Raw genomic sequence first — 22,023 nt, 5'->3', positions numbered from 1 at the left:
AAATGCCACATACGACGATATTTTTGTAACGCCTTCATCAAAATAGGGACTAACCTCGTCCGTTAAGTGAAGTTACCGCCCGTCTGATATGGAGGCTCTTATTGTAAAATTAAGCGGAAAGGAGTTTCTAACATGACGTATGTGATTTGTGAACCATGTATCGACGTTAAGGACAGTGCATGCGTTGATGTATGCCCAGTGGACTGCATTCATCCCCTACCCGATGCTGACGAGTTTGAGGAAACCAATCAGCTCTACATCGACCCGGAAGAGTGCATCGATTGTGGTGTATGTGAGCCTGAATGCCCCGTCGAAGCCATCTTTATGGAAGAAGATGTTCCCGAAGAATGGGACGAGTTCATTGAGATCAATGCGGAGTACTTTGAATAACGGATAGTAGGAATAATCCTTCGATCACAACTCATTGAACGGTTGCTGGTTTGCAGACTGTCTTCAGTCGCACAATTGGCAACCGTTTTTTGTAAGGAGTCGGCGACTCCTTTGAGAAATTATCATGCAGAAATTCCAACCGACTCGCATTGAAAGAAGCAGTACAGGTTTGGAAATCCGATGGAAAGATTCACATCACTGCGAATTATCCTACCGCACCCTCCGACAAAAATGCCCTTGTGCCCGTTGCGATGCCACACGATTAGGAAAAGATCCTTTTCACATCCTACCCTCTGACGATTTTTTTGAAAACCTACAGCTTGTTGACATTCAGCGAGTCGGACGCTACGCGGTAAGATTGGTATGGAACGACGGACATCGTACCGGAATTTATACGTTCCAATTTTTGCGTGAGTTAAGTGAAAGTAACCCTCAAACTTAGGCTTCATTTGAGATGTGTTTTGCCCTGAAATAAAAATAGGTGAGGTTTTAACCTCACCAAAGAGAGAAGTGTAGAAGTCTTGTTTTGCGTTATTTTGATAACAATCGCGAGACAAGGTAGCAGTTCGGGGTCTTCCGAGTGGCACCCAACGCTGTGCTAAGATTCTGACACATTTTCCAATAGCGATCGTAACTGAGTGGACGGAAGCGGCGACGTTTCGCAATAAAAGTTTTGTAGCAACAGGCTAACTCATTGCCGCTATGAATAGGATATCCCCAGACACGGCAGATGACAGGGCGGTGTTCGTAAACGGTACAAACCCCACCGATTAGCATAGGGCATTCGCCTTCAGGCGTGTCTTTTATGACCGCAATTGCTTCCATGCCCGCATCCGGCATTATATTTTCAGCGTCATAACCGTGTGCCTTCAGTTTTCTGATGCTCTGTTCAGCCTTGCGACGAATATGTGCGCGAATTTCAACAGGAAGTGCTTCTAAACCGACCTTTAAATCGCGAGCCTCGACTTCACTTATTGCCATCGTTGCAGTGTTTCGACAGCAGGAAAAGCAGGTAGATGGACACGGCACCCCCCCCGATTCTGTGCGCAAACGTTCGACATCGCGCTGAATCTCATCAAGAAGTTCGTGGTATGCTTTCACGGTAGCACCTAATCTATGGTAAAACTATACACAGCATGTCTGAAAATAACAACCTTGGCACCGTTCTCTAAAATGAGTTTAATCTCGTAAGGACTGACCCAGTCTATAATGCCACGGAAGATCTCTCCTTCACGGAGTGTGAACTCAATCGGAGTTCCATTTTTTCGGGCGAGCCGAACAGCTTTGGTATCAATCTCAGGGGCTTGCACATCATTGGTTAATTGTGTCAGCTGCTGTGCCTTCACAGTAGCATCAATATCAACGGATGCCTGAACCCTCTCTGCATCAATATCTTTATAACAGTATTTAACATCCGTTTTAGCGATGTGCTGCTCACCTTTATTGCTATTGAGTGTCAAACTGGAGAGCGTCATTTCAAGAACGGTAGCAGGCAGTTGTACATGATTATACAACGCAAAAAACATGGATGTTTCAAAATTAATCTGCTTAAGGATATAGAGATCACCAAAACTGAGTTGCTTTGAAGATGAGTCTTGCGCCTCTTGTCTCGGTGCTGCCGAATCTTTAAAATCCGTCGCTGAGGAACGTTGATTGTGTGGTGGTTTTGCTGCCGGTCCCAGAGGTGCTACAGATGCATCATGGTCTCGGCGATTCCGATTCGGCTTTGGTTTGCCGGCATCATAACCAGACACTGCCACCGTGTCATTGCTGATAAATTGGCCCTGACCCTGACCCGGGAACCCCGCGTAACCACGCGGAATAATTGCCTTCCCTTGCCGTAGCCATCGGCGTTCTGTCGGTGTCAGCAATACTTCGACGTTCTGGGCAACAAGCCCCTTCTCACCTTCAACAATGCTATACTTTACGCGCTGTCCGACACGGAGTTCCTCGTATTCAGGCTGCTTAATAGCGGAACTATGTAAAAAGACATCCGCATCACTGCTATCTTGCGCGATAAATCCGAAGCCTTTATCGAAATTGTAGTACTTAATCCGTCCTGTAGGCATTATATGCTCCTGTGGTCTGGTCCCTTTTTCAAGAAGGTGACGTTAACCATTCGCGTTCCTGCGCGAGCATTCCTTATTTTCGGTTTTTCTTGACATAACAACTCTACTCTTTATACAATAATAGAGCAACTTCATCTTTTTCGGAACCAACTCCATCCTGCAACAGTGAAAAGAGAGGTAAATTACCAAAACATAGTATATTAAATCATAATTCAACACATTTGTCAAGTATCAAGCGTGAGACTACGCATAGTCTGATCTCAATTTTTAAGGAGACCTTGTATGGCAACCACTGATTTGACACATCACATTCAATCTATTCGCCTCGTTGACACACACGAACACATGAAGCGCGAAGCCGAATGGGTTGAGAACGGACCCGATATTCTCCAAGACCTATTCGGAAATTATGTGCCTGCCGATCTGGTAACAGCTGGTGCTTCCCCGGAAGCGATGCGTAACCTGATGGACGCTTCTCAAGACATCACATCTCGGTTTAAAGGTATCCGAGACGCGTGGGAAGCGACGCAGTTTACTGGGTACGGCGAGGCTGTTAGTCTCATCGCAAAACACATCTATGGACTTGACGAACTGACAGGCGATGGTCTCGCGGGTGCCAATAACCTAAAGACGCTTCGCTCTCCCGGCAAACGTTATCACATCTTACACGATCTCGCAAACCTTGATCACATTCAAACAGACGATTTCAGTTGGCAGTGCACCCCAGACACATCCGGTCCCGATTTTTTCCTCTATGACCTTTCATGGGCAACATTCTGTAATGGACAGGTCGATCCGAGTGCTATCCACACCGAGACAGGTATTGAGGTCAACGACGTGACTTCCCTCAAGTCCGCTATGTCGGCAATTTTCGCCAAACACGCGCCTTGTGCTATCGCTGTAAAATCACAACATGCTTACAACCGCACACTCAACTGGATCGAGAGGAGTGATGCTGAGGCTGCTACTGCCTTGAACACTGTGCTCACCAAACCTGCTGCAGCGGTTGACGAAGCAACGCGGCTCTGCCTCGGAGATTGGTGCTGGGCGAGAGGCGTTGAACTCACGATTGAACACAACCTCCCGTTCAAAATTCACACCGGTTATTATGCTGGCAACGATCGGATGCCGGTGCGACGCATCCCTGCTGGCAATATGTGTGCCCTTTTTGCTCGGTATCTCGATGCGAAGTTTGTGTTGATGCACATCGCCTACCCTTATAACGACGAACTGGTCGCACTTGCCAAGCATTATCGTAATATTTGGGTTGACTTCTGCTGGGCGTGGAGTATAGATCCGTACAGTTCGCGTGATTTCCTCCGTCGATGCATCCATGCTGTCCCGTCAAATAAATTGTTCGCTTTCGGCGGCGATACGGGGTGGCCGACCAGCGCGATGGCGTATGCCATTCAAGCGAGAAACGAAATCCGACGTGCCCTTGAAGCCGAGATTGCAGACGGTTACCTCACCGAAAAACAGGCAATGGCGTTTGCAACCCGAATTATGAATACAAACCAGTACGACTGCTTTGATATAAGTGGCACCCGCTCGAACATTGCGAAAGCGGCATAACTTAAAGGTTTACGTTTATGCGTCTCTCAAAGCCTGCAGGCTCTCTGTGTAAGGGGCGCGTGCCACGCCTTTTTCAGTAATGATTGCTGTAACTAACGCCGCGGGCGTAACATCAAACGCAGGACTATAGACTTTAACGCCTTCAGGCGCAGTTAGTTTCCCGAAGCCTTCTGTTACCTCTTCCGCTGCCCGCTGCTCAATAGGAATTTCTGCCCCGGTTTCGAGGGCGAAGTCTAAGGTAGAAGTCGGTGCGGCGACATAAAAGGGAATGCCGTGTGCCTCTGCGAGGATAGCAACGTTATAGGTGCCGATCTTGTTGGCAGTATCACCGTTTGCGGCAATCCGGTCAGCGCCGACAATCACGCATTGGATCTTCCCTTCTTTCATGACCTGCGCCGCCATGTTATCACAGATAAGCGTCACATCAATGCCCGCTTGCATGAGTTCCCAAGTGGTGAGACGTGCGCCTTGTAAAAGGGGACGCGTCTCGTCGGCGTAAACTTGGATCTTCTTACCCGCCTCGTGTGCGCTAAACATAACTGCTAATGCTGTGCCATAATCGGATGTTGCTAACCCACCAGCGTTGCAATGCGTTAGAATCGTGTCGTTTGCGTTTAGCAACGCCATACCGTGCTGCCCAATGGCACGACACATCGCTTTATCCTCATCAATAATCTTCAAAGCCTCAGTAAGTAACACCTCTTTGAGTTCAGGGACCTGAAGGTGACTGTTTTTTTGTGCCGTTTGGGTAATTCTATCCAGTGCCCAAAAGAGATTAACGGCTGTTGGTCGTGATGTCGCCAAATAATCTGTAGCGGATTTAAGTTCGGCGGCAAAAGCATCATAGGTTTTCGTAGTGGAATTCCATATTCCGATCACCGCGCCCAGAGCACCAGCAATACCGATCGCGGGAGCACCGCGCACACGTAGGGATTTGATGGCTTCCCAGACCGATGGAAGATCATCGCAATAAATCTGTTTGAATTCATTGGGCAATAGCGTCTGATCGATCATCCGAATTCTGCCATCTGCCCACTCAATTGTTGAAACTGCCATTTTTTCGTACAGAAACCTCCTCTAAAAAAACGAAGCAACATTCCGCTGTAAATAGACTAAAGACTATGACGGCGTTTAAAAGATAATAGCATTTTCTATGCCACAGTGCAATCATATTTTTAATTTATCGTGCGGAGTAATGAAGTGAGCTTTGGATTTAACGGATTTGCTTTCTCCTATCCGTCCTCTATTACATTACGGACTGCGGGTCCGGTTTTAAGAAGTGCCTACAGAATCAGCGAAAACCTGCGCGTAAGCGAAGCGGAGCACAGGGCGAAAACCCGATAGTTAAAAGTATTAAATTGGACATGTTAAATGTCCAAGTTCGTTGGTTAAGCGTAGATTTTCGGCATAATCAACGGGGCAATCAATAACTGAAGGAACTTTCTGGCTGAACGCATCTTCGAGTATAGGAACCAATTCGTCACTTCCTTCGACTCTATAGCCTTTGGCACCAAAGGCTTCGGCATATTTGACAAAATCTGGGTTTGTGAAGTCGATGTGGGCAGGTCTACCAAAACTGTTCATCTGCTTCCACTCGATAAGCCCGTAAGCCTCATCATTGAAGATAAGTGTGACAAACGGGACACCGATTCGCGTCGCTGTTTCGAGTTCCTGAGAGTTCATTAGGAAACCGCCATCGCCGCAGATTGCCAAACATTTACGCTCTGGATAGATAAGTTTAGCAACAAAAGCCCCCGGTTGCGCGATGCCCATGGAGGCGAAACCGTTGGAGATGATGCACGTATTAGGTTGATAACATGGATACATACGTGCGATCCACATTTTGTGCGCACCAACATCGGAAATCAGGATGTCATCTTCAGCGAGGACGGAACGGACATCACTCAAGATTTTTTGGGGCTTTATAGGAAATCCTGTATCATCGCGATGTTCGTCGAGTTGATCGAGTATGATTTTTCGTAAGGTGTTTGAGGCATACTCTGAATCTTTGGGATAGATTTCTTGTGTCATGAGGTGTCTGAGGCTCTGACGGATGTTGCCTACCATCTCGACATCAGTGACGTAAGAGGCATCACTTTCGCTCGGTTGTGTATCAATATGGATGAGTTTTTTATTCCGGTCGGGGTTCCAAAGACGCGGATGATATTCGACGATATCGTAACCGATTGCAATGACAAGATCTGCCCTATCAAATCCACAGGAAACGAAATCGTTTGCCTGTAATCCGACACTGAGGAGGGAGAGTCGATGTGTCCATGGAATGCTGCCTTTGCCCATAAAGGTGTGTGCAACCGGAATATTCGTCATTTCAGCGAATTGGGTCAGAATCCGAGAGGCACCTTGACGGACAACACCGTTTCCTGCGAGGATGATGGGTTGCTTTGCGTCGTTAATAAGTTGCGCGGCACGTAGCAAACAGGACGCAACGGGTTCGGCTTCACTCGGAAAGTCATGGGGCATAGGTTCCGCGCTGACTTCCATCTTGGCGACATCCTCTGGAAAATCGATGTGTGTAGCCCCAGGTTTCTCGCTTGTCGCCGTCTTGAAGGCTTTACTTATTGATTCCGGTATGATTTCAGGGAGGTGCAGGAGTGTATTCCATTTGGTCATCGGTTTGAAGACAGAGACAACATCCATATATTGGTGAGATTCTTTGTGCATCCTGTCTAAGCTTGCTTGTCCGGTGATCGCAACGAGAGGTGCCCTATCCATATTCGCATCAGCGACCCCTGTAACAAGGTTCATCGCTCCCGGACCTAAAGTCGCGAGGCATACACCGGCGCGTCCAGTGAGCCGACCATAGACATCAGCCATGAAGGCGGCACCGCGTTCGTCACGTGTTTGAATAAATTGGATATTGGATTCCAATAGCGCGTCCATCAAATCCAGATTTTCTTCACCGGGTATTCCGAATATATAGTCAACGTTTTCATTTTCCAAACATTTAACGATCAATTCTGAGGCTTTCATAATTATTGGACTTCCTTTTTGTTGGCGGAAACGAAAAAATTTGTTTTTTCTCTCTGAATTCCCTATCATTAATATATCAGATAGAGATATAGAATTGCAATTTTAAGAGAAAGTAATGTGCACAAGGTGTGCTGTACTGCAACATTGCAGAAGCTAAAATGTTTACATATCCCTAAAAATATATGGAAAAAAAATCTTTTTACCTCTACATCCTCGTCCTGTTTATCCATTCACAATTGGTCTTTGCCCAAAGCAATTCAGACGATTTTTCTTACATCACTGAAACACCTGGAGAACTGATCGTCCGTTTGAATCTGGGGACATCTGGTGAGCAACTCGAAAAGTTGAGTAGACAACTCGGTGCCCTGTCTGTTTTTCCAGTTTTTCCCGCCACGACCCCCGGCGGACGACATCCCCAACTCCGGCGCATTTATCTGATTCGGTTTCCAAAAGATAGGAAATTGGACACCTTACGGCGACGGTATGAACGGCACACGGCTGTTGAAGCGGTTGAGGTGAATCGCCTGAACCAGTTCTGTGCAGAAATACCACCGAACGATCCAAACTATGCCGAGCAGTGGAATTTAGATGTCCTAAATATCCTACAAGCGTGGGCTATAGAACAGGGAAACCCACAAGTAACGGTGGCAGTCGTTGATAGTGGGATTGCAACCCGACATCCTGAATTTCGTTCGCAGATATGGGAGAACGTCGGTGAGGTGCCGAGGAACGGCATTGACGATGACGGAAACGGTTACATTGATGACAGAATCGGGTGGGATTTCAGCGACGCGCCGACCCTTCCCGGCAGCGGCGATTGGACAGTTCGCGATAATGACCCCGAAGATGAAACTGGACACGGAACACACGTCTCAGGTATCATTGCTGCGAGAGTGAACAATGCGCTTGGTGTCGCGGGAATCGCGCCGAACTGCCGTTTGATGCCTCTGAGAGCTGGTTTCAAGTATGGAGGCGGTGCTTATCTTCAGAACGATGATCTCGCCGCCGCTATTGTTTACGCCGCAGACAATGGGGCACAGGTGATTAATATGAGTTGGGGGGATACGGTGCGTGCCTTCATTATAGAAGATGCCATAGAATACGCCCATCATCGTGGGTGTGTCTTGGTTGGTGCCGCGGGCAATTCGGCGACAGTCGGTTCTTATTATCCTGCTGCTCTTAAACCCGTTATATCCGTTGCGGGGCTTGGACAGGAAAATCAGTTGTATGACGGTTCTAATTTCGGAGCTACAATCAATATTGCCGCGCCCGGTGAAGAAATTCTCAGCACAGCACTTAATGGGGAATACCGAAAAAGATCCGGTACATCCATGGCAGCTGCACATGTCTCTGGTGTTGCGGCTCTCGTCTTGTCTGCAAACCCGAACGCTACCAATATAGAGATTCAAGAGAAATTGATTACCACTGCAAAGCCGCTTTTCATTACCGAACTCGTTGGAGCAGGTTCACTGGATGCATACGCGGCACTCGTGTCTTCAACATCGCTTGTTGCAAAAATTGATGCGCAACGGACATTGCAACAAGCTCACGGTGGAATTGAAATCGTCGGCGCAGTGATAGCTCGCGAGGTTATCTTTGATAGAGTTGAGATTATCGGGAGCGCAGGTGGTGCTGAATTTTCTGAATTCTGGCTGGAGTATGGCATCGGTGAAGTTCCTGATTTATGGTATCCCTTGGGAGCTGCGCAAACTGAACCGAAATTGAGCGAGTGTCTACACAAGTGGGACACCTCTGCTTTAGCGGAAGGCAGGTATACCCTACGACTGAGTGTTAAATCCGAAAATGGAGACCTCAAGAGAGCCAAGGTGGTTGTTGACGTGGTTCACGAGGCACCTCTTATTATAAAGCATGAAGCACAACCGTGGCTTGCGGGAAACAAATTCAATTCAGTGGTGATGTGGCAAACGGACGCATTAACCACAGGCAAAATCCAAATTTTGGAGGCAAACCGGAATATTGATAGAACTGTCTATTCGGATTCAGAGAATCTGCTTCATTTTGTCAATGTATCCGATTTAGGCGGACCACCGGGCACTTATTTGTACCAATTGGTGGTGAAAAGCCGCATCGGAGAGCTGCACATTGATGACAACAACGGCAGGTTATATCAGATTGAAGTGAACGATGCCTCAATTGATATATCCCCTCTCTCGCAAGTCGCATCAATTGAGAATGGATTGCACGCTATCGCCTCACCTGTGGATATAAACGGAAACGGAAAATTAGAACTTTTCACGGTTGAAATGGAAACTGGCACGGCACAAATTTTTGAGATAGCGGACAATGGGACCTACGAACAGATTTTTTCATTTCCCGAATCATTGTGGCCCTGGGCATCAGCGGATACAGATAACGATGGACTTATAGAAATATTGTGCAATGCTTCGGGGGTAACATTTCTGCTGGAACAACCCGCACGAGGCGAATTTCCAACGGAACGCATCTGGGAAGCACGCGGGCAGTGGAGTCGAACAATCGCAGATACGGATGCAGACGGTACACCTGAAATCTTCGCACGCGACGATGTTACGAATGCTATTTCAATATACGAGGCAATCGGAGATAATGACTATCGAATTGTAGCTACCCTTGAAAGCCCAATGTGGGGAAACGACGGGATTAGTGCGAATTTCGCCTCTGGTGATTTTGATGGCGATGGACAGATAGAGATTTTAGCCGCGGACAACGATGGAAGAGTGTTCGTACATGAAGCATCTGGAAACAACCAATACAAACAAACGTGGATACACACGCTTCCTGAAGGCACACCGCAACTCTTTGCCGCTGGGGATATGGATGGTGATGGAAACGACGAATTTGCTATCTGCGCCAGAACGGGTACCCACGTCGGCACTACGGAACTTGATATTCGTTACTATCACTGGCTTTTAACTATTTTCAAATCAGATGGTGATAATACTTATCGTGCCGTCTGGACACAACGCATCCGTGACGTGCGAGATGGGGGAAATGGAATGACTATTGCGGACGCGAATAACGATGGACACAATGAACTATGCATCGCCGCTCAGCCTAACTTCTACCTCGTACAGTATGACGGAATAGAGTATCGACCTATCTGGCACCACCCCGCAACAAGTACTTTCAATCCGATTGTCGTTGACCTGAATAGCAATGGAGCAAAGGCATTGTTGTTTAACAGTGATAATGCCTTGACCGTTTTTGAGACACCTGCATCTACAACTTCAAAGCAATCCACATCAATATCTGTCGTGCCAACACGGCGACCCCGCTTGCATGCCGCTGCGCATTCTCCACCGAATCAACTCTTGTTGGAGTTTGACAAACCGATGGGCGTTTCTGCGACACACGCTGGTCGTTACCGTCTACACAAACAGAGCGAAATGGAAAACGGTTCGGAAAGTTACGCGCCGCTCTCGGCGATTCTTGACCAAGCGGGGAAGCGGGTTGTCCTTACATTTTCTCCAGAAGTCTTCCGCACGGGCAATCGCTATCAGATTGAGGCGTTGCAAATTTCGGATAGACATGGTGCCGATCTTGCAGAGGATGCCAGAATGTTGACAATAATGCTCTTGGCACCAACGTTGGCAGAGGTGATTGTCTATCCCAATCCGGTGACAGCGTGTAATCAGGTTACATTCGATAAACTACCGGCGGGAACGAACATTGATATTTACGATGTCAGTGGAAACTGTATTGCATCGCTGACTCGGACGGAATATGAAAGAGATAGAAGGGTTTGGGAACTCTTTGGTGTCAGCAGTGGCGTCTATATTTATGTCCTTTCGTCTCAAAAGGATCAACGCATCGGCAAATTCTCTGTCATTCGCTAATTTCATTCTATAGAGCGGCTGTCAGCCATCGGCTCTCGGTTTTCAGTAGGAGGACTTTGTAGAGGACAAAACTACTTCGCGGTGAGAACAACTTACTACATGAACTACTGACTGCTGGCTGCTGACCGCTGCTGGCTATTCTGCTGTATTGAGCGATACAAAAGCCGGATTGAGTTTGAACACGTTTCGGATCGCTTTTATTGCCCTCTCCCGTTCGTTGGCTTTTAGCGCAACCTGCGCCAGGTGATAATGAGGCTCGACAGCATCGCTTTGTAGATTGATGGCGCGCTCCAAAGTTTTGATTCCCTTGTTGACTTGTCCCCGCTTCGATAAAATCCAACCGAGGGTGTCGTGATAAGCAGCGACATCCGGATTCAACGTTACGGCTGTATAGGCTAATGCCTCAGCAAACCGCAGTCTCGGTGAAGTCTGCAAAACAGAATTTGCAAACAACGGGTGTGAAACTTGTGGGTTGTTAATATTTGCCGGTAAATGATCGGGATAGTTATGCGCATAGAGGCGTGCGAGATTATTGTATGCCTCACCATATTTCGGGGCAAGATGTATCGCCTTTTCGTAGGTGCGTTGCGCGTCCAAAGCACGTCCGAGTTTCATATACGCTGTCCCAAGGATATTGTAAGTTTCATAGTCGCGGGTTGTTCCTTCTCCTACCGATGTAAGCGGATAAACGCCAACGAGTGAAGCTTCGGCGGCAAACACGTCCGGGTTCTCATTCTCTTTCGCCTCTAAAAACAGTTCATACGCTTCAACGGCAAGGGCGTACTGACCTTCCTTAAAATACGCAAATCCGAGTTTCCTATAGAAACTAACCGGAAGGGCACCGAGTCCCCTGCTCAGCTCATATGAATTAATGGCTTTCCTATAATATCCCTCCTGAATGTAGAAATCACCTTCCGCCAATGAACGTTTTACCAATTCCGGTAGTTTACTGATAGAAAGCCCAAAACGAGATAGTGGACTTAACTCTATTTTTGTGTGTTTCTGATACTGAGTGAAAGCGATCGTAACGATAACCAGGACAGCCCACAATATCGGATACACCCGCGTTCGTTGCATCCACTGTTTGGAGAGATACCTGCCAGGGTGTATAAGGGTAAGAAAAAAGTTCGTCTCGGCGGATTCAAGCGCAGTGCCCTTCGGATCATACGGGACGGTGGAAGCATTAGGTGCTAACACGGGGAGATTAACCGATGAACCGGCAAGACGAGATGATCGTGCAATGGATTCCGCTAAATCGTTTATCTCTTGATCTTCTTTTTCTCGATGTGTTGATTCCGTATCGGTTGTTGAAGTCTCTGTAGGTGTTTCTGATTGGGGGTCTTCTCCGATTTCATCTATAGGTGGATTCGATTCATCGTCGAACTGTACATAATCCAGGGCATCAGTTACTTCATCTGCTGATTCCGTTTCCTCCAGGACATCGACCTGTTCATCCGCGGACTCTGTATAATCAGGTATATCAGTTATCTCTTCTGGCGTTGACCTAGCTCCTTCGTCTGGATCAACAGAAGGAGTTGTGAATATTTCTTCAAATTCTGTGGGTTGTTTCTCATGAGATTCAACTGTCGCTACATCTTCTAATTCTTCTATAAACAGATCGTCGGATGTAGTCTCTTGGAAATCTTCAGTGCTGTCATGGGGAACATTGGACTCCGATGCTCCTGGGTCTTCTTCTGGAGTGATCTCTGTATCTGCGAGGTCTTCTGTTGCCGACGGTTCATGTGCCTCTATTCGCTCGTGGTGCAATTCGGGTTCAGACGCTTCTGCGGATGTAGAAGTGCTGCCATTGGCATAACGCGCTTCAATCCGCGCGATGCTTTTCTTCACTTCGATCCGTGTGAGCATAGGACCCGCAGCACGGAGCGATTCGAGCATAGGAAGCGCGTCAGGTGTTGCCAACTCTCCAACAGCTTCAAGCATTGCCCAAAGCGTTAAATCGTTTGACTCCACCTGCAACGCTTCAAGCAGCGGTTGCGCAGCCCGAGTCGCATCCATTTGTCGAAGTGCCATTGCGGCTTCGCGCCGGACCATCGAATCTGAATCAGCAAGTACCTCAATTAGGGATCTTATTCCTTCGGAACTACCTTGTGAAATGAGATTCGCTATAGCACTGCAGCGGACAATACTCGGTTGCGTTGTATCCGTTAAATTCTGGATGACTTGTTCAAAAGATAACATAATTTTTTAGACAAATTGAACCCTATTACTAATTTTAAAAAATTACTCCAATTAATAAAACGATTTTTACATAAAAAGGGTTTCACGCTTGGTATTGGTTATCAGTTTGCCTCGCAGTGAGCGTTAAAGCGGTTCTCGTTTAACAGGAGCCTCTTGTTACAATAATCGAAGACCGAAGACCGAAAACCGTTTGACATTTTGCAGAAAACTCCGTATTATAAGTAGTTGTCAGTTCGGTCAATTACGTGCTTCTGAGTTTTGCTTCCATCCTCTTCCTCGCAATCTTCAGAATTGTTGGAAACCTTATGTCTTCCGGACGGATGTTAATCACTGAAAACCGCCGCGTATTTTCCCGAAAGCCTCCATAGGTTTGTGCAGGAGCGGTGCCAAGGAGTAATAAATTAAGATATGAAACACAGATTTTTTACACGGATTTTCTTATTCACTTTTCTAATATCGCTACTTGCGGGGTTCTCCCCGTTACGTGCCGATTCACATCTACAGCGCGGCGGCACCCTAATATTCGGGCGTGGCGGTGACTCTGTGGGCTTAGATCCGGCTCTTGAAGAAGATGGAGAATCCTTCAAAGTTTGCGATAATATTTACGATACGCTCGTCCACTACAAGGATGAAAGTACTGAGCTTGAAGCAGGTCTCGCCACGAATTGGGAAAGTTCAGAAGATGGTTTGATATGGACGTTTCACCTTCGAAGAGGCGTGACTTTTCATGACGGTACCCCTTTCAACGCTGAAGCTGTGCTTTTTTCCCTTAATCGACAGCACGACGATACACATCCGTTCCATAAAGTTGGCGGTAGTTATATTTACTGGATAGCAACTGGCTTGGCAGAGATTGTAGACAAGATTATCGCTGTTGATGACTTTACCGTTCAAATTCACCTTAAAACGGCTTATGCCCCTTTTATTTATACCATTGCAATAACACCTTTCTCCATTGTCAGTCCTACAGCAGTAAAAAAATGGGGCGATGAGTTTTCCAATAATCCTGTTGGCACGGGTCCCTTTAAGTTTGTGCAATGGGATAGGAAAGATAAAATCGTCCTTGAGGCAAACGACGCTTATTGGGGTGGACCTCCTATGTTAGAGAGAGTCATCCTTCGCTCTATTCCTGATAACTCAGTGCGACTCATTGAGCTGCAGCAAGGCAGTATCCACGCGATGGAGTTCCCAAATCCGGACGATTTGCAACAGATCCGAGATGACGAGACGCTTGAGTTGTTATCGCAACCCGGGATGAGCATCGGCTACTTGGCGATGAACATGGACAAATCTCCTTTCGACACTCTCAAGGTGCGACTCGCAATTAACCACGCTATCAACAAGTCAGCGATCATTGAACACTTATATCAAGGTTTGGGAATCCCAGCGAAGAACCCGATTCCACCGACACTCTGGAGTTATGATGATTCAATTGAGGGTTACGCTTACGATCCAGAACTGTCGAGGAAACTGCTCGCTGAGGCAGGTTATCCCGAGGGGTTTGAAACGACGCTCTGGGCATTACCCGTCCCACGTCCGTATATTCCTGATGGACGCGCCCTGGCAGAAGTCCTTCAATCCGAACTCCGAAATGTTGGAATTGAGACAAAAATCGTGACCTTCGACTGGGGGACCTATCTTGAGAAAACGAAGAATGGGGAGCACGACATCGCGATGTTAGGATGGAGTGCGGACCTCGGGGACCCTGATAACTTCCTCTACTTTCTTCTCAGTAAATCCTCAGCGGAGAAGCCCGCTGGAAATATCGCATTTTATCGAAGCGATGAAATGCAATCCGTTTTAGAGCAAGCAAGAGCAACCTCAGATCGAGAAAAGCGAATCTCGCTCTATCAAGAAGCACAGCGGATTTTCCACAAAGATGTACCGTGGGTCCCATTGGCGCATGCGAAGCAGATTTTAGTCACTAACAAAAAGGTCAAAAACCTTAAACTTCAACCGTTGAATTGGAAATACTTCCGCCAAATTTGGATTGAGGAATAATATGAACAAATCCGTATTTCGTGTAGGTGTCACGCGGGACTTCTTGGGACCCGATGGCACCTGCGATTTAGATGACATCGCAGGTCCGCTTTTTGACGAAGCAGGTCTGCACTGGGAATATATTGCGGAGAATACACCGGTATTACAAGCGGCACAGGTGCAGAATTATGATGCCCTCTTAGTATTGGGCGCGGGTATCACCACAGAGACGTTCACAGACGCTGACAAGTTGGCTGTTATTGCCCGTTTCGGTGTCGGATACGATAAGGTGGACGTGGGAGCCTGTACGGAAAACGGTGTGTTGCTGACGATTGCCCCTGACGGTGTTCGCCGTCCTGTTGCCACCTCTATTATGACTTTTGTTTTATCACTGAGCCACCAACTGTTGATAAAGGATAGGCTGACCCGTTCCGGCGGCTGGCGGAACACGCAAAACTATAGAGGCATGGGGTTAGTCGGTAGGACACTTGGGCTTGTTGGTATGGGCAATATCGGAAAAGAGGCATTTAAACTGGCGAAACCTTTCGGGATGCGCCACATCACCTACGACCCTTACGTCACACCTGCAGACGCAGCAGAAGCAGATGTGGAACCCGTCGATCTGGACACCTTGATGCAAATGGCTGATTTTGTATGTGTCTGTTGTCCATTGAACGAAGAGACGCGAGGACTCATCAATGCAAGATGTATCGGGTTGATGAAACCGACGGCTTATCTGATTAACACCGCACGCGGTCCAATTGTTGACCAGAAAGCACTCACAGAAGCACTTCAGAACCGACGGATTCAAGGAGCGGGTCTTGATGTTTTTGAACAGGAACCCATTAGCGATGACGATCCACTCTTAAGTCTGGACAATGTTATCGTAACCCCACACAGTATCTGCTGGACGGATGAATGTTTTGAAGGCAACGCCAAGAGTGCATGTGGGAGCATTATCAACGTGGCTTCTGGGAAGATTCCCACGTGGATTGTGAATCGGGAGGTAATAGATAGCCCGAAATTGCAGCAGAAGTTAGCGCGTTGAACTTGTGTTAGGAAGAGGAAAACATATCATGCAAGTCGATCGACAACAGTTCAGAGAAGAGGGGTACAACATACTGCGATCTGTCGTGCCGAGGGCAGAACTCGAACCGTTGCGCCGCAGTATCGAACACATGGTCAGTCGGAGAAAAGAATTTTCTGCACAACGCCGTTTCCCTACCGATCCACAAGGCGGTGATTGGGAGCGTTCTGCTCAACCGCGCTTGAAATTTGACACCGACTGTGATGAGGAATCTGGCTCGGCAATCGAATTTCTGCTTCATGAAAATACGCTCGGCGTTAGCCAGCAGCTGATGGAAGCAGAACACGTCGTGCCTCACCAATTCGCCTGCATCTGTAGTGGGAGTCACGATGCGGGTCCGATGCGTTGGCATCGGGACATTGGTCCTGGTGAACCGGCTCCACTGCGTGGGATGATTTCAAACATGGAACACCACGGACCGAGTTATCTTCAGTGGAATATTGCCTTGTATGACGACAGTGTCTTCTGGATTGTCCCGCGCAGCCACCGTCGGGTTAATACCGAGGCAGAGCATAGACAACTCGCAGAAAATCCGTCTGTTCCATTGCCCGGTGGAATGCCAGTTGAACTGAATGCTGGAGACGGCGTCGTATACACGCATCTATTGCTGCACTGGGGTAGTTATTACAGTAGCAAGATGCGGCGCACACTTCACCCGGGTTACCGTCCATTCGGATTTGCGGCTTTACCCAATGTCCATTGGCGGCACTGGGAACCGGGATTCTATCATTATCTCTCAAATACAGCACGCGAACAGTTTGAGGCATGGGACGCGCTCTTTTTTCAGGAGTTTGATCGAATAGCCGCTATCTTCCATGCCATCATTAACGGAGACGCGAACAGATTCTGTGCTGAACTGGCGGCATTGCATCCCTCACCACATGAACGGATGGTCAGTATCGTCATGCTCTCAAAACTGGCGGGGAAATTGTATGATTTGAAGCACACAACTGCGAATCCTTCCACCCTATGGGGGAACGGTCGGGACATCATCTATCTTGGAAATCACTTTACGTCCGAGCGGGCAACCGAACTGTGTGGGCGATTCCAGCCACTTGATGAAAAATTGAAACTTCCGGAAGATACATATCAGCCCGGCTTCCAACGAATGTCTGACTATAATCCAAACGATATGCCCACGGGTTTCAGCGTCGAAGATTTTATTAATAGTTGGGCAACTGAATCAATTACTGTTGATTCTTAACGCCACAAAGCGCGGAGGAACATCATGCTCTCAGAACAGCAAATCAAGCATTTCCACACTTTGGGATTCCTCATTTTTCGGCAGGTGTTCAGCCAAGACGAGTTGAACACTATACACGAGGAGTTTGAAGGGGCGATGGCGTCTGCATACAGTCATGTCCCCTTTGATGGAACGCACCGACATTGGCTGCCGATGATGGGACCCGAAACACCATTTTTCTCGGATTTGCCGGAGGACTCACGGTTCTGCAAGGTGGCAGAGCAACTATACGGCGACGATGTCTTTTTCGTTGTTTCGGATGCGAACCGTTATGTAGGCAATACAAATTGGCATCCCGACCATAACGTCGATCCAACCAAGGATTGCTACGGGGTGAAGTTCGCATATTATCTCGAACCTGTTGACGCGGAAAGCGGGGCGTTACGGTTGATTCCCGGCTCTCACAAAAATCCGCTGCACAACGATCTACGGGAGAATTTGAACGAGTTGGGACTGGAGATTTGTGACGTTCCGGGTTATGTTTGCAAATCGGAACCCGGCGATGTGGTCGCTTTCGATATGCGGTGTTGGCATGCCAGTTGGGGTGGCAATGATGACCGTCGAATGTGCACTATAGTTTACTATAACAATCCGAAAACGCCAGTAGAAGATGCTGCTACACGCGACCGCGCGCGTAGCAATGCGAAGAGTCCCGAACACTTTAATCGACCGAGCGAGCCGCTCTACGATCCGCGCTGGGTCGCAAATCCATCGGGCAGTGAAAAACGGCAGCAATGGATTGATCGGTTACGTGAGTTGGGATTTTTGGATACGGTTTAAACGGACAAATTTTTATGGGAGTGGGCTTTCCTCCGATGTTTGAAGCTTTCGATGGAAAGCGCAAAGATTGATGAGAAAGAAAAAACAGACAAGTATTGACAAGCGAATACTAAAAATGGAGTACCTACGGCTTGCGCCAGACCATTGTGCACCGCTTTTTCAAGAGGAGATACCCGAGAACTTTGACTTTCGCATAGGATTTATCCACCATGGCGTTGTTGCGCATGTCTATGAAATCGGTATACCTGAAGAGTTGGAAGCGCATGATATCGCTAAAGATATCTCCATCCCTCGCGTGTCATGTTTTATTGTGCTCGTAACACAGGTGGTCCTTCACCATATCAATCGTTTACCAACCCTGTTCAAGCACGCAGTATGGGAAACTGTTGACGCTATCATTGATGAGGATGCCGAAGTTCCCGATATCCTTTTGGTTATTATTGCCGATTGTATACAGAGAGCGATAGCGGGAATCAACTACAACCAATTGAAGAGTGAAAGAGTTTTGAATCGGTTATGGAATAGCATCAAGTCCGCTTATGGGGAGAAATACGCACCCAGTGATGTTGAGATTTTCGACGATTTCTACGACTTTGAGGAGGATTCCGACGAAACAGAATAGCAACTGCAGATTGGTTCTACGTACATATACAAATATCACAGTGTTTCTTTCAATGAGACAGTCTTTGAGAAGTGGCGCGTCACTGAAAACTTTTAAATCCGAGTGTCATCTATAGGGAGTGAAGCGCGGCAGAAGCGAAAACCATCTATACTTTGTGTAACTGAGGAAATATGATGCTTTGGACAATTGTTAGAAGGGAAATCACATCCAATATCTTAAGTTTCAGGTTCTTGATGGGATTGCTCATCTATTTTTTCCTGATTGTAACAAATCTCTTTGTTCTGACCAGAGGTTATGAGGATAGACTGCAAAGTTACCAAACGGCTATACGAGAAAATGAAGATCAGATAAGACAGGTCAAAAAATACTCTGAATTCGGGCAAATTGGGCAAAATCGTAGACTGAAGTGTAATCGGAAACCGAAACTGTTGAGTGTCTTCAACGAAGGTGTGGATAAAAGGAAGGGCAATTCGGTAGCTGTGGCGCACGGATCTGTTCCTGCCGTTGCTGAACAACACGGATCTGATAATCCATATTTGAACATCTTTTCCTCTATTGATTTCACGGTCATCTGCCAAGTGGTGATGAGTCTGCTCGCGCTGCTTTTCTCTTACGACGCTATATCGCGAGAGAAAGAAGCAGGGACTTTAAGATTGGCACTCTCATGCGCAGTTCCGAGATCGACGCTGCTCTTAGGAAAATATATTGCCGGGATGATATCCATCTCTCTTCCACTTGTTGCGAGTTTCGTGGCAGGCTTATTGGTGATACAATTTTCGCCTTATGTCTCCTTTAATAGTTCAGATTGGATACGGGTTTTACTCATCTTTCTCGTCTCTATGCTTTACGTCTCCCTCTTTTTTCTTATTGGACTTTTCCTTTCCGCTCGGACACATCGCTCCTCTATCACCCTGATGTTTTCAATGTGCGTCTGGGTGATTTTCGTGCTGATCATTCCCAATTTAACAGTTTTACTCGTGGAACATGCGAGTCCAATTCGATCAGAACAATCGTCCAAAACACAGGCGGATGAACTGTGGATGGAATTTGAGACCAAAGTTGGAGAGTATTTGAAAAAACGCGGTGTTGAAAACCCTTGGGATCATGCCAAGCCTGGTGGCATGGGCTTAAGTTCAGACAGAAGTTCTTATGGCAGCGGAGAGACCATAGGCATGAGCCGTTTTGCAAACGAGGACGGTATACCGTTTATCCAAGAATATTACGGGTTCAAGGAAAATCTACGGGCACAATACGCCGACAGGATATGGCAAATACGTAAAGCATATCTCGACGAAAATCCGAACCGACAGTCTCTCTTGGCACTGAACATATCTCGCATATCTCCAGCACCCGTTTACTACAATACTGCCGCAATTCTTGCGGAGACAGACTTGGGAAGTTTCTATCAGTTTATGGAACAGACTCGACAATACCGCCGAGAGTGGGTCGAATATCTGAGAGATGAAAAAATATTCTCCTCACGTAGATGGTTTACAGAGGATGGAGCTCAAGGGGCTCTTGACCTCAGCGGCATACCCAGATTTAAAGAACGGAGCGAGGGTATCGGCCGTAGTCTGCAACGTGCCCTACCGGATATTATGATACTCGCGGTGTTAAATATCCTATTTTTCATGGGAGCATTCATCTCATTCTTGCGCTACGACGCTATATAGCACCCATCTCTGGATTACCTGATAAAAGGAAATGACATGATCTGGCACATAGCAAAACGCGAAATTCTTGATAATCTGACCCGTTTTCGGTTTGCCCTCACGGTGGTTTTGATAATGGCACTGATGGTGATGAATGCTGTGATATTTGTGAGTAGTCAATATCCGCGAAGAATATCAGAATATTCCCAAGATATCAACGCCGCGACGGAATCGCTGAAGGAACGAAGTGCCAGTTTAGGCGAGTTAGGTGTAAAAGGTCCGGGAGATCTCTATAAGAAGCCGAGTCCATTGGCGTTTATCGCTACGGGTGCAGACGCGAAATTGCCGAAGCGGGTCACCGCGAATGCTTCTTCCGGCAGCAACTGGACTGCCTCCAATTTTCACTACTCGCATTCAAACAATTGGTGGCTTGAATATGTGCAAGATGTCTTTCAGAAAAATGATGCGCTGCCAAATTTTACGCAATTAGATTGGACGTTCATCATCGGATTGGTGATGAGTTTCATGGCAATCCTATTCACTTACGATGCAATCTCTGGAGAGCGTGAAATAGGGACCTTAAGCTTGCTCATGTCTAATTCGGTCTCCCGTGCTACCGTGCTTCTGGCAAAGTTCATCGGTGCGTTTCTTACTCTCATGTTACCCCTCCTGATTGGGATATTATTGAATCTAATGATTGTCAACGCGTCGAAACTGGTGTCACTCGACGGGAGCGAATGGGTAAGATTTGGGATAATCGTTGTTATTTCTGCCCTTTACGTCTCAATATTCTTATGGCTTGGCCTGTTTATCTCGAGCCAATTTTCCGATTCGTCAAGCAGTCTGCTGATCCTACTTCTGATTTGGGTTGTATTTGTGGTACTGATTCCAAACACAATGGGGGCGTTGGCGAGCGGTTTCCAGCAGGTTCCCTCCAGGAGCGAAGTTTCTCGGTTAAAGGAGGCACAACTTGATGAAATCCATGAACGATACTGGAAAGATAGAAAACTCTTCCAATTCGGTTCTCCTTCCGGCAATCCACCCAACATTGAGGCACTCAGAACATGGGCAGGCTATCTCACTGAACGTGCGGATGCGAAGAGTAGATTTGATGATGAGCATCTGGATAAGCAGTTTGCACAGGTTGGGTTTACGCAACAAATTACGCGGCTATCCCCGGCGGCTATCTACAAATACGCTTTGGAATCTCTGGCGGGGACAGGGTTCGCCAGACATAAAAGGTTTGTCCAACAAGCACGTCGCTATAGGCAACAGTTCGTTGACTTCATCCAATCAGAGGACAGAGCAGACAACGAAAGTCATCATGTTTATCTCGTAAAAGAAGGTTTATCCCAGAAACCGGTTGCCTTTAACAGCATTCCCAAGTTCTCAGAGAAATTGACGATAGGTATCACTTTCAAAGCGGCGTTGCTGGATCTGATGTTGTTAGTTTCGCTCTCACTACTTCTGTTTATGTCGGCTGTTTTAGCATTTTTGCGAACCGATGTGAAATAGGATGCGGAGAAGCCGCGGTTGGAAATCACCACATTTGATGGGACAGATCCTTTTTGACTGTTCTCACCAAATGTGGTATCATTTTAA

General features: G+C 47.2%; 16 protein-coding genes. 11 read left to right on the top strand and 5 right to left on the bottom strand.

Going from position 1 to position 22,023, the window contains the following annotated elements:
• The first annotated feature begins 132 nt into the window (after nt 1–132).
• Both J4G07_07190 and J4G07_07185 read left to right on the top strand, forming a co-directional pair.
• A complete protein-coding gene (locus J4G07_07190) occupies nt 133–390 on the top strand; it encodes a ferredoxin family protein (GenBank protein ID MCE2413773.1) in 258 nt (85 codons plus the stop codon).
• A gap of 124 nt (nt 391–514) precedes the next feature.
• Nucleotides 515–832 carry a DUF971 domain-containing protein gene (locus tag J4G07_07185; protein MCE2413772.1) on the top strand — a complete coding sequence of 106 codons (318 nt, stop codon included), beginning with the start codon at nt 515–517 and terminating at the stop codon, nt 830–832.
• Between the two features lie 89 nt (nt 833–921).
• Here J4G07_07185 and J4G07_07180 read toward each other — a convergent pair whose 3' ends face one another.
• Nucleotides 922–1,491, bottom strand: coding sequence for a hypothetical protein (locus J4G07_07180; GenBank protein MCE2413771.1), 570 nt, complete (start codon nt 1,489–1,491; stop codon nt 922–924).
• Between the two features lie 8 nt (nt 1,492–1,499).
• A complete protein-coding gene (locus tag J4G07_07175) occupies nt 1,500–2,459 on the bottom strand; it encodes a cold shock domain-containing protein (protein MCE2413770.1) in 960 nt (319 codons plus the stop codon).
• Nucleotides 2,460–2,741: 282 nt separating this feature from the next.
• Here J4G07_07175 and J4G07_07170 point away from each other — a divergent pair, with 282 nt between their 5' ends.
• Entirely contained in the window at nt 2,742–4,031 is a 1,290-nt protein-coding gene (locus tag J4G07_07170; protein ID MCE2413769.1) for an amidohydrolase family protein, read from the top strand.
• Between the two features lie 15 nt (nt 4,032–4,046).
• Here the strand turns inward: J4G07_07170 and mtnA are convergent, their stop codons facing one another.
• On the bottom strand, nt 4,047–5,087 hold the full coding sequence (gene mtnA / locus J4G07_07165) for an S-methyl-5-thioribose-1-phosphate isomerase (GenBank protein MCE2413768.1): 1,041 nt from the start codon (nt 5,085–5,087) through the stop codon (nt 4,047–4,049).
• A gap of 297 nt (nt 5,088–5,384) precedes the next feature.
• On the bottom strand, nt 5,385–7,022 hold the full coding sequence (locus J4G07_07160) for an acetolactate synthase large subunit (GenBank protein ID MCE2413767.1): 1,638 nt from the start codon (nt 7,020–7,022) through the stop codon (nt 5,385–5,387).
• 182 nt (nt 7,023–7,204) lie between these two features.
• On the opposite strand from J4G07_07160, the gene J4G07_07155 reads away from it, so the two are divergent.
• On the top strand, nt 7,205–10,858 hold the full coding sequence (locus J4G07_07155) for a S8 family serine peptidase (protein ID MCE2413766.1): 3,654 nt from the start codon (nt 7,205–7,207) through the stop codon (nt 10,856–10,858).
• A gap of 135 nt (nt 10,859–10,993) precedes the next feature.
• Here J4G07_07155 and J4G07_07150 read toward each other — a convergent pair whose 3' ends face one another.
• Nucleotides 10,994–13,057, bottom strand: a complete 2,064-nt coding sequence (locus J4G07_07150) for a HEAT repeat domain-containing protein (GenBank protein ID MCE2413765.1) — start codon at nt 13,055–13,057, stop codon at nt 10,994–10,996.
• 408 nt (nt 13,058–13,465) lie between these two features.
• Between J4G07_07150 and J4G07_07145 the strand changes: the two genes are divergently transcribed.
• The 7 genes from J4G07_07145 to J4G07_07115 all read left to right on the top strand — a co-directional run bounded on the left by J4G07_07145 (nt 13,466) and on the right by J4G07_07115 (nt 21,936).
• Entirely contained in the window at nt 13,466–15,058 is a 1,593-nt protein-coding gene (locus J4G07_07145) for an ABC transporter substrate-binding protein (GenBank protein ID MCE2413764.1), read from the top strand.
• 1 nt (nt 15,059) lies between these two features.
• Nucleotides 15,060–16,085, top strand: coding sequence for a dehydrogenase (locus tag J4G07_07140; protein MCE2413763.1), 1,026 nt, complete (start codon nt 15,060–15,062; stop codon nt 16,083–16,085).
• 28 nt (nt 16,086–16,113) lie between these two features.
• A complete protein-coding gene (locus J4G07_07135; GenBank protein ID MCE2413762.1) occupies nt 16,114–17,328 on the top strand; it encodes a phytanoyl-CoA dioxygenase family protein in 1,215 nt (404 codons plus the stop codon).
• A 24-nt stretch (nt 17,329–17,352) separates the two neighbouring features.
• The gene (locus J4G07_07130; GenBank protein ID MCE2413761.1) at nt 17,353–18,147 is read left to right on the top strand and encodes a phytanoyl-CoA dioxygenase family protein; all 795 of its coding nucleotides are present in this window, start codon (nt 17,353–17,355) and stop codon (nt 18,145–18,147) included.
• A 70-nt stretch (nt 18,148–18,217) separates the two neighbouring features.
• Nucleotides 18,218–18,769 (top strand): hypothetical protein, encoded by a 552-nt coding sequence (locus tag J4G07_07125; protein MCE2413760.1) that lies wholly within the window; start codon nt 18,218–18,220, stop codon nt 18,767–18,769.
• Nucleotides 18,770–18,939: 170 nt separating this feature from the next.
• Nucleotides 18,940–20,442, top strand: coding sequence for an ABC transporter permease subunit (locus J4G07_07120; GenBank protein ID MCE2413759.1), 1,503 nt, complete (start codon nt 18,940–18,942; stop codon nt 20,440–20,442).
• 36 nt (nt 20,443–20,478) lie between these two features.
• On the top strand, nt 20,479–21,936 hold the full coding sequence (locus J4G07_07115; protein MCE2413758.1) for an ABC transporter permease subunit: 1,458 nt from the start codon (nt 20,479–20,481) through the stop codon (nt 21,934–21,936).
• The last annotated feature ends 87 nt before the right edge of the window (nt 21,937–22,023 follow it).

This window comes from Candidatus Poribacteria bacterium, assembly GCA_021295715.1.
Lineage (GTDB): Bacteria > Poribacteria > WGA-4E > WGA-4E > WGA-3G > WGA-3G.
This window is presented reverse-complemented; position numbering and strand designations above follow the sequence as displayed.

Excerpts from the sequence above, each read along its gene's own strand:
- J4G07_07190 (MCE2413773.1), top strand. The coding sequence starts at position 133 with ATGACGTATGTGATTTGTGAACCATGTATCGACGTTAAGGACAGTGCA.
- J4G07_07185 (MCE2413772.1), top strand. The coding sequence starts at position 515 with ATGCAGAAATTCCAACCGACTCGCATTGAAAGAAGCAGTACAGGTTTG.
- J4G07_07175 (MCE2413770.1), bottom strand. The coding sequence starts at position 2,459 with ATGCCTACAGGACGGATTAAGTACTACAATTTCGATAAAGGCTTCGGA.
- J4G07_07170 (MCE2413769.1), top strand. The coding sequence starts at position 2,742 with ATGGCAACCACTGATTTGACACATCACATTCAATCTATTCGCCTCGTT.
- mtnA (MCE2413768.1), bottom strand. The coding sequence starts at position 5,087 with ATGGCAGTTTCAACAATTGAGTGGGCAGATGGCAGAATTCGGATGATC.
- J4G07_07160 (MCE2413767.1), bottom strand. The coding sequence starts at position 7,022 with ATGAAAGCCTCAGAATTGATCGTTAAATGTTTGGAAAATGAAAACGTT.
- J4G07_07155 (MCE2413766.1), top strand. The coding sequence starts at position 7,205 with ATGGAAAAAAAATCTTTTTACCTCTACATCCTCGTCCTGTTTATCCAT.
- J4G07_07150 (MCE2413765.1), bottom strand. The coding sequence starts at position 13,057 with ATGTTATCTTTTGAACAAGTCATCCAGAATTTAACGGATACAACGCAA.
- J4G07_07145 (MCE2413764.1), top strand. The coding sequence starts at position 13,466 with ATGAAACACAGATTTTTTACACGGATTTTCTTATTCACTTTTCTAATA.
- J4G07_07140 (MCE2413763.1), top strand. The coding sequence starts at position 15,060 with ATGAACAAATCCGTATTTCGTGTAGGTGTCACGCGGGACTTCTTGGGA.
- J4G07_07135 (MCE2413762.1), top strand. The coding sequence starts at position 16,114 with ATGCAAGTCGATCGACAACAGTTCAGAGAAGAGGGGTACAACATACTG.
- J4G07_07130 (MCE2413761.1), top strand. The coding sequence starts at position 17,353 with ATGCTCTCAGAACAGCAAATCAAGCATTTCCACACTTTGGGATTCCTC.
- J4G07_07125 (MCE2413760.1), top strand. The coding sequence starts at position 18,218 with ATGAGAAAGAAAAAACAGACAAGTATTGACAAGCGAATACTAAAAATG.
- J4G07_07120 (MCE2413759.1), top strand. The coding sequence starts at position 18,940 with ATGATGCTTTGGACAATTGTTAGAAGGGAAATCACATCCAATATCTTA.
- J4G07_07115 (MCE2413758.1), top strand. The coding sequence starts at position 20,479 with ATGATCTGGCACATAGCAAAACGCGAAATTCTTGATAATCTGACCCGT.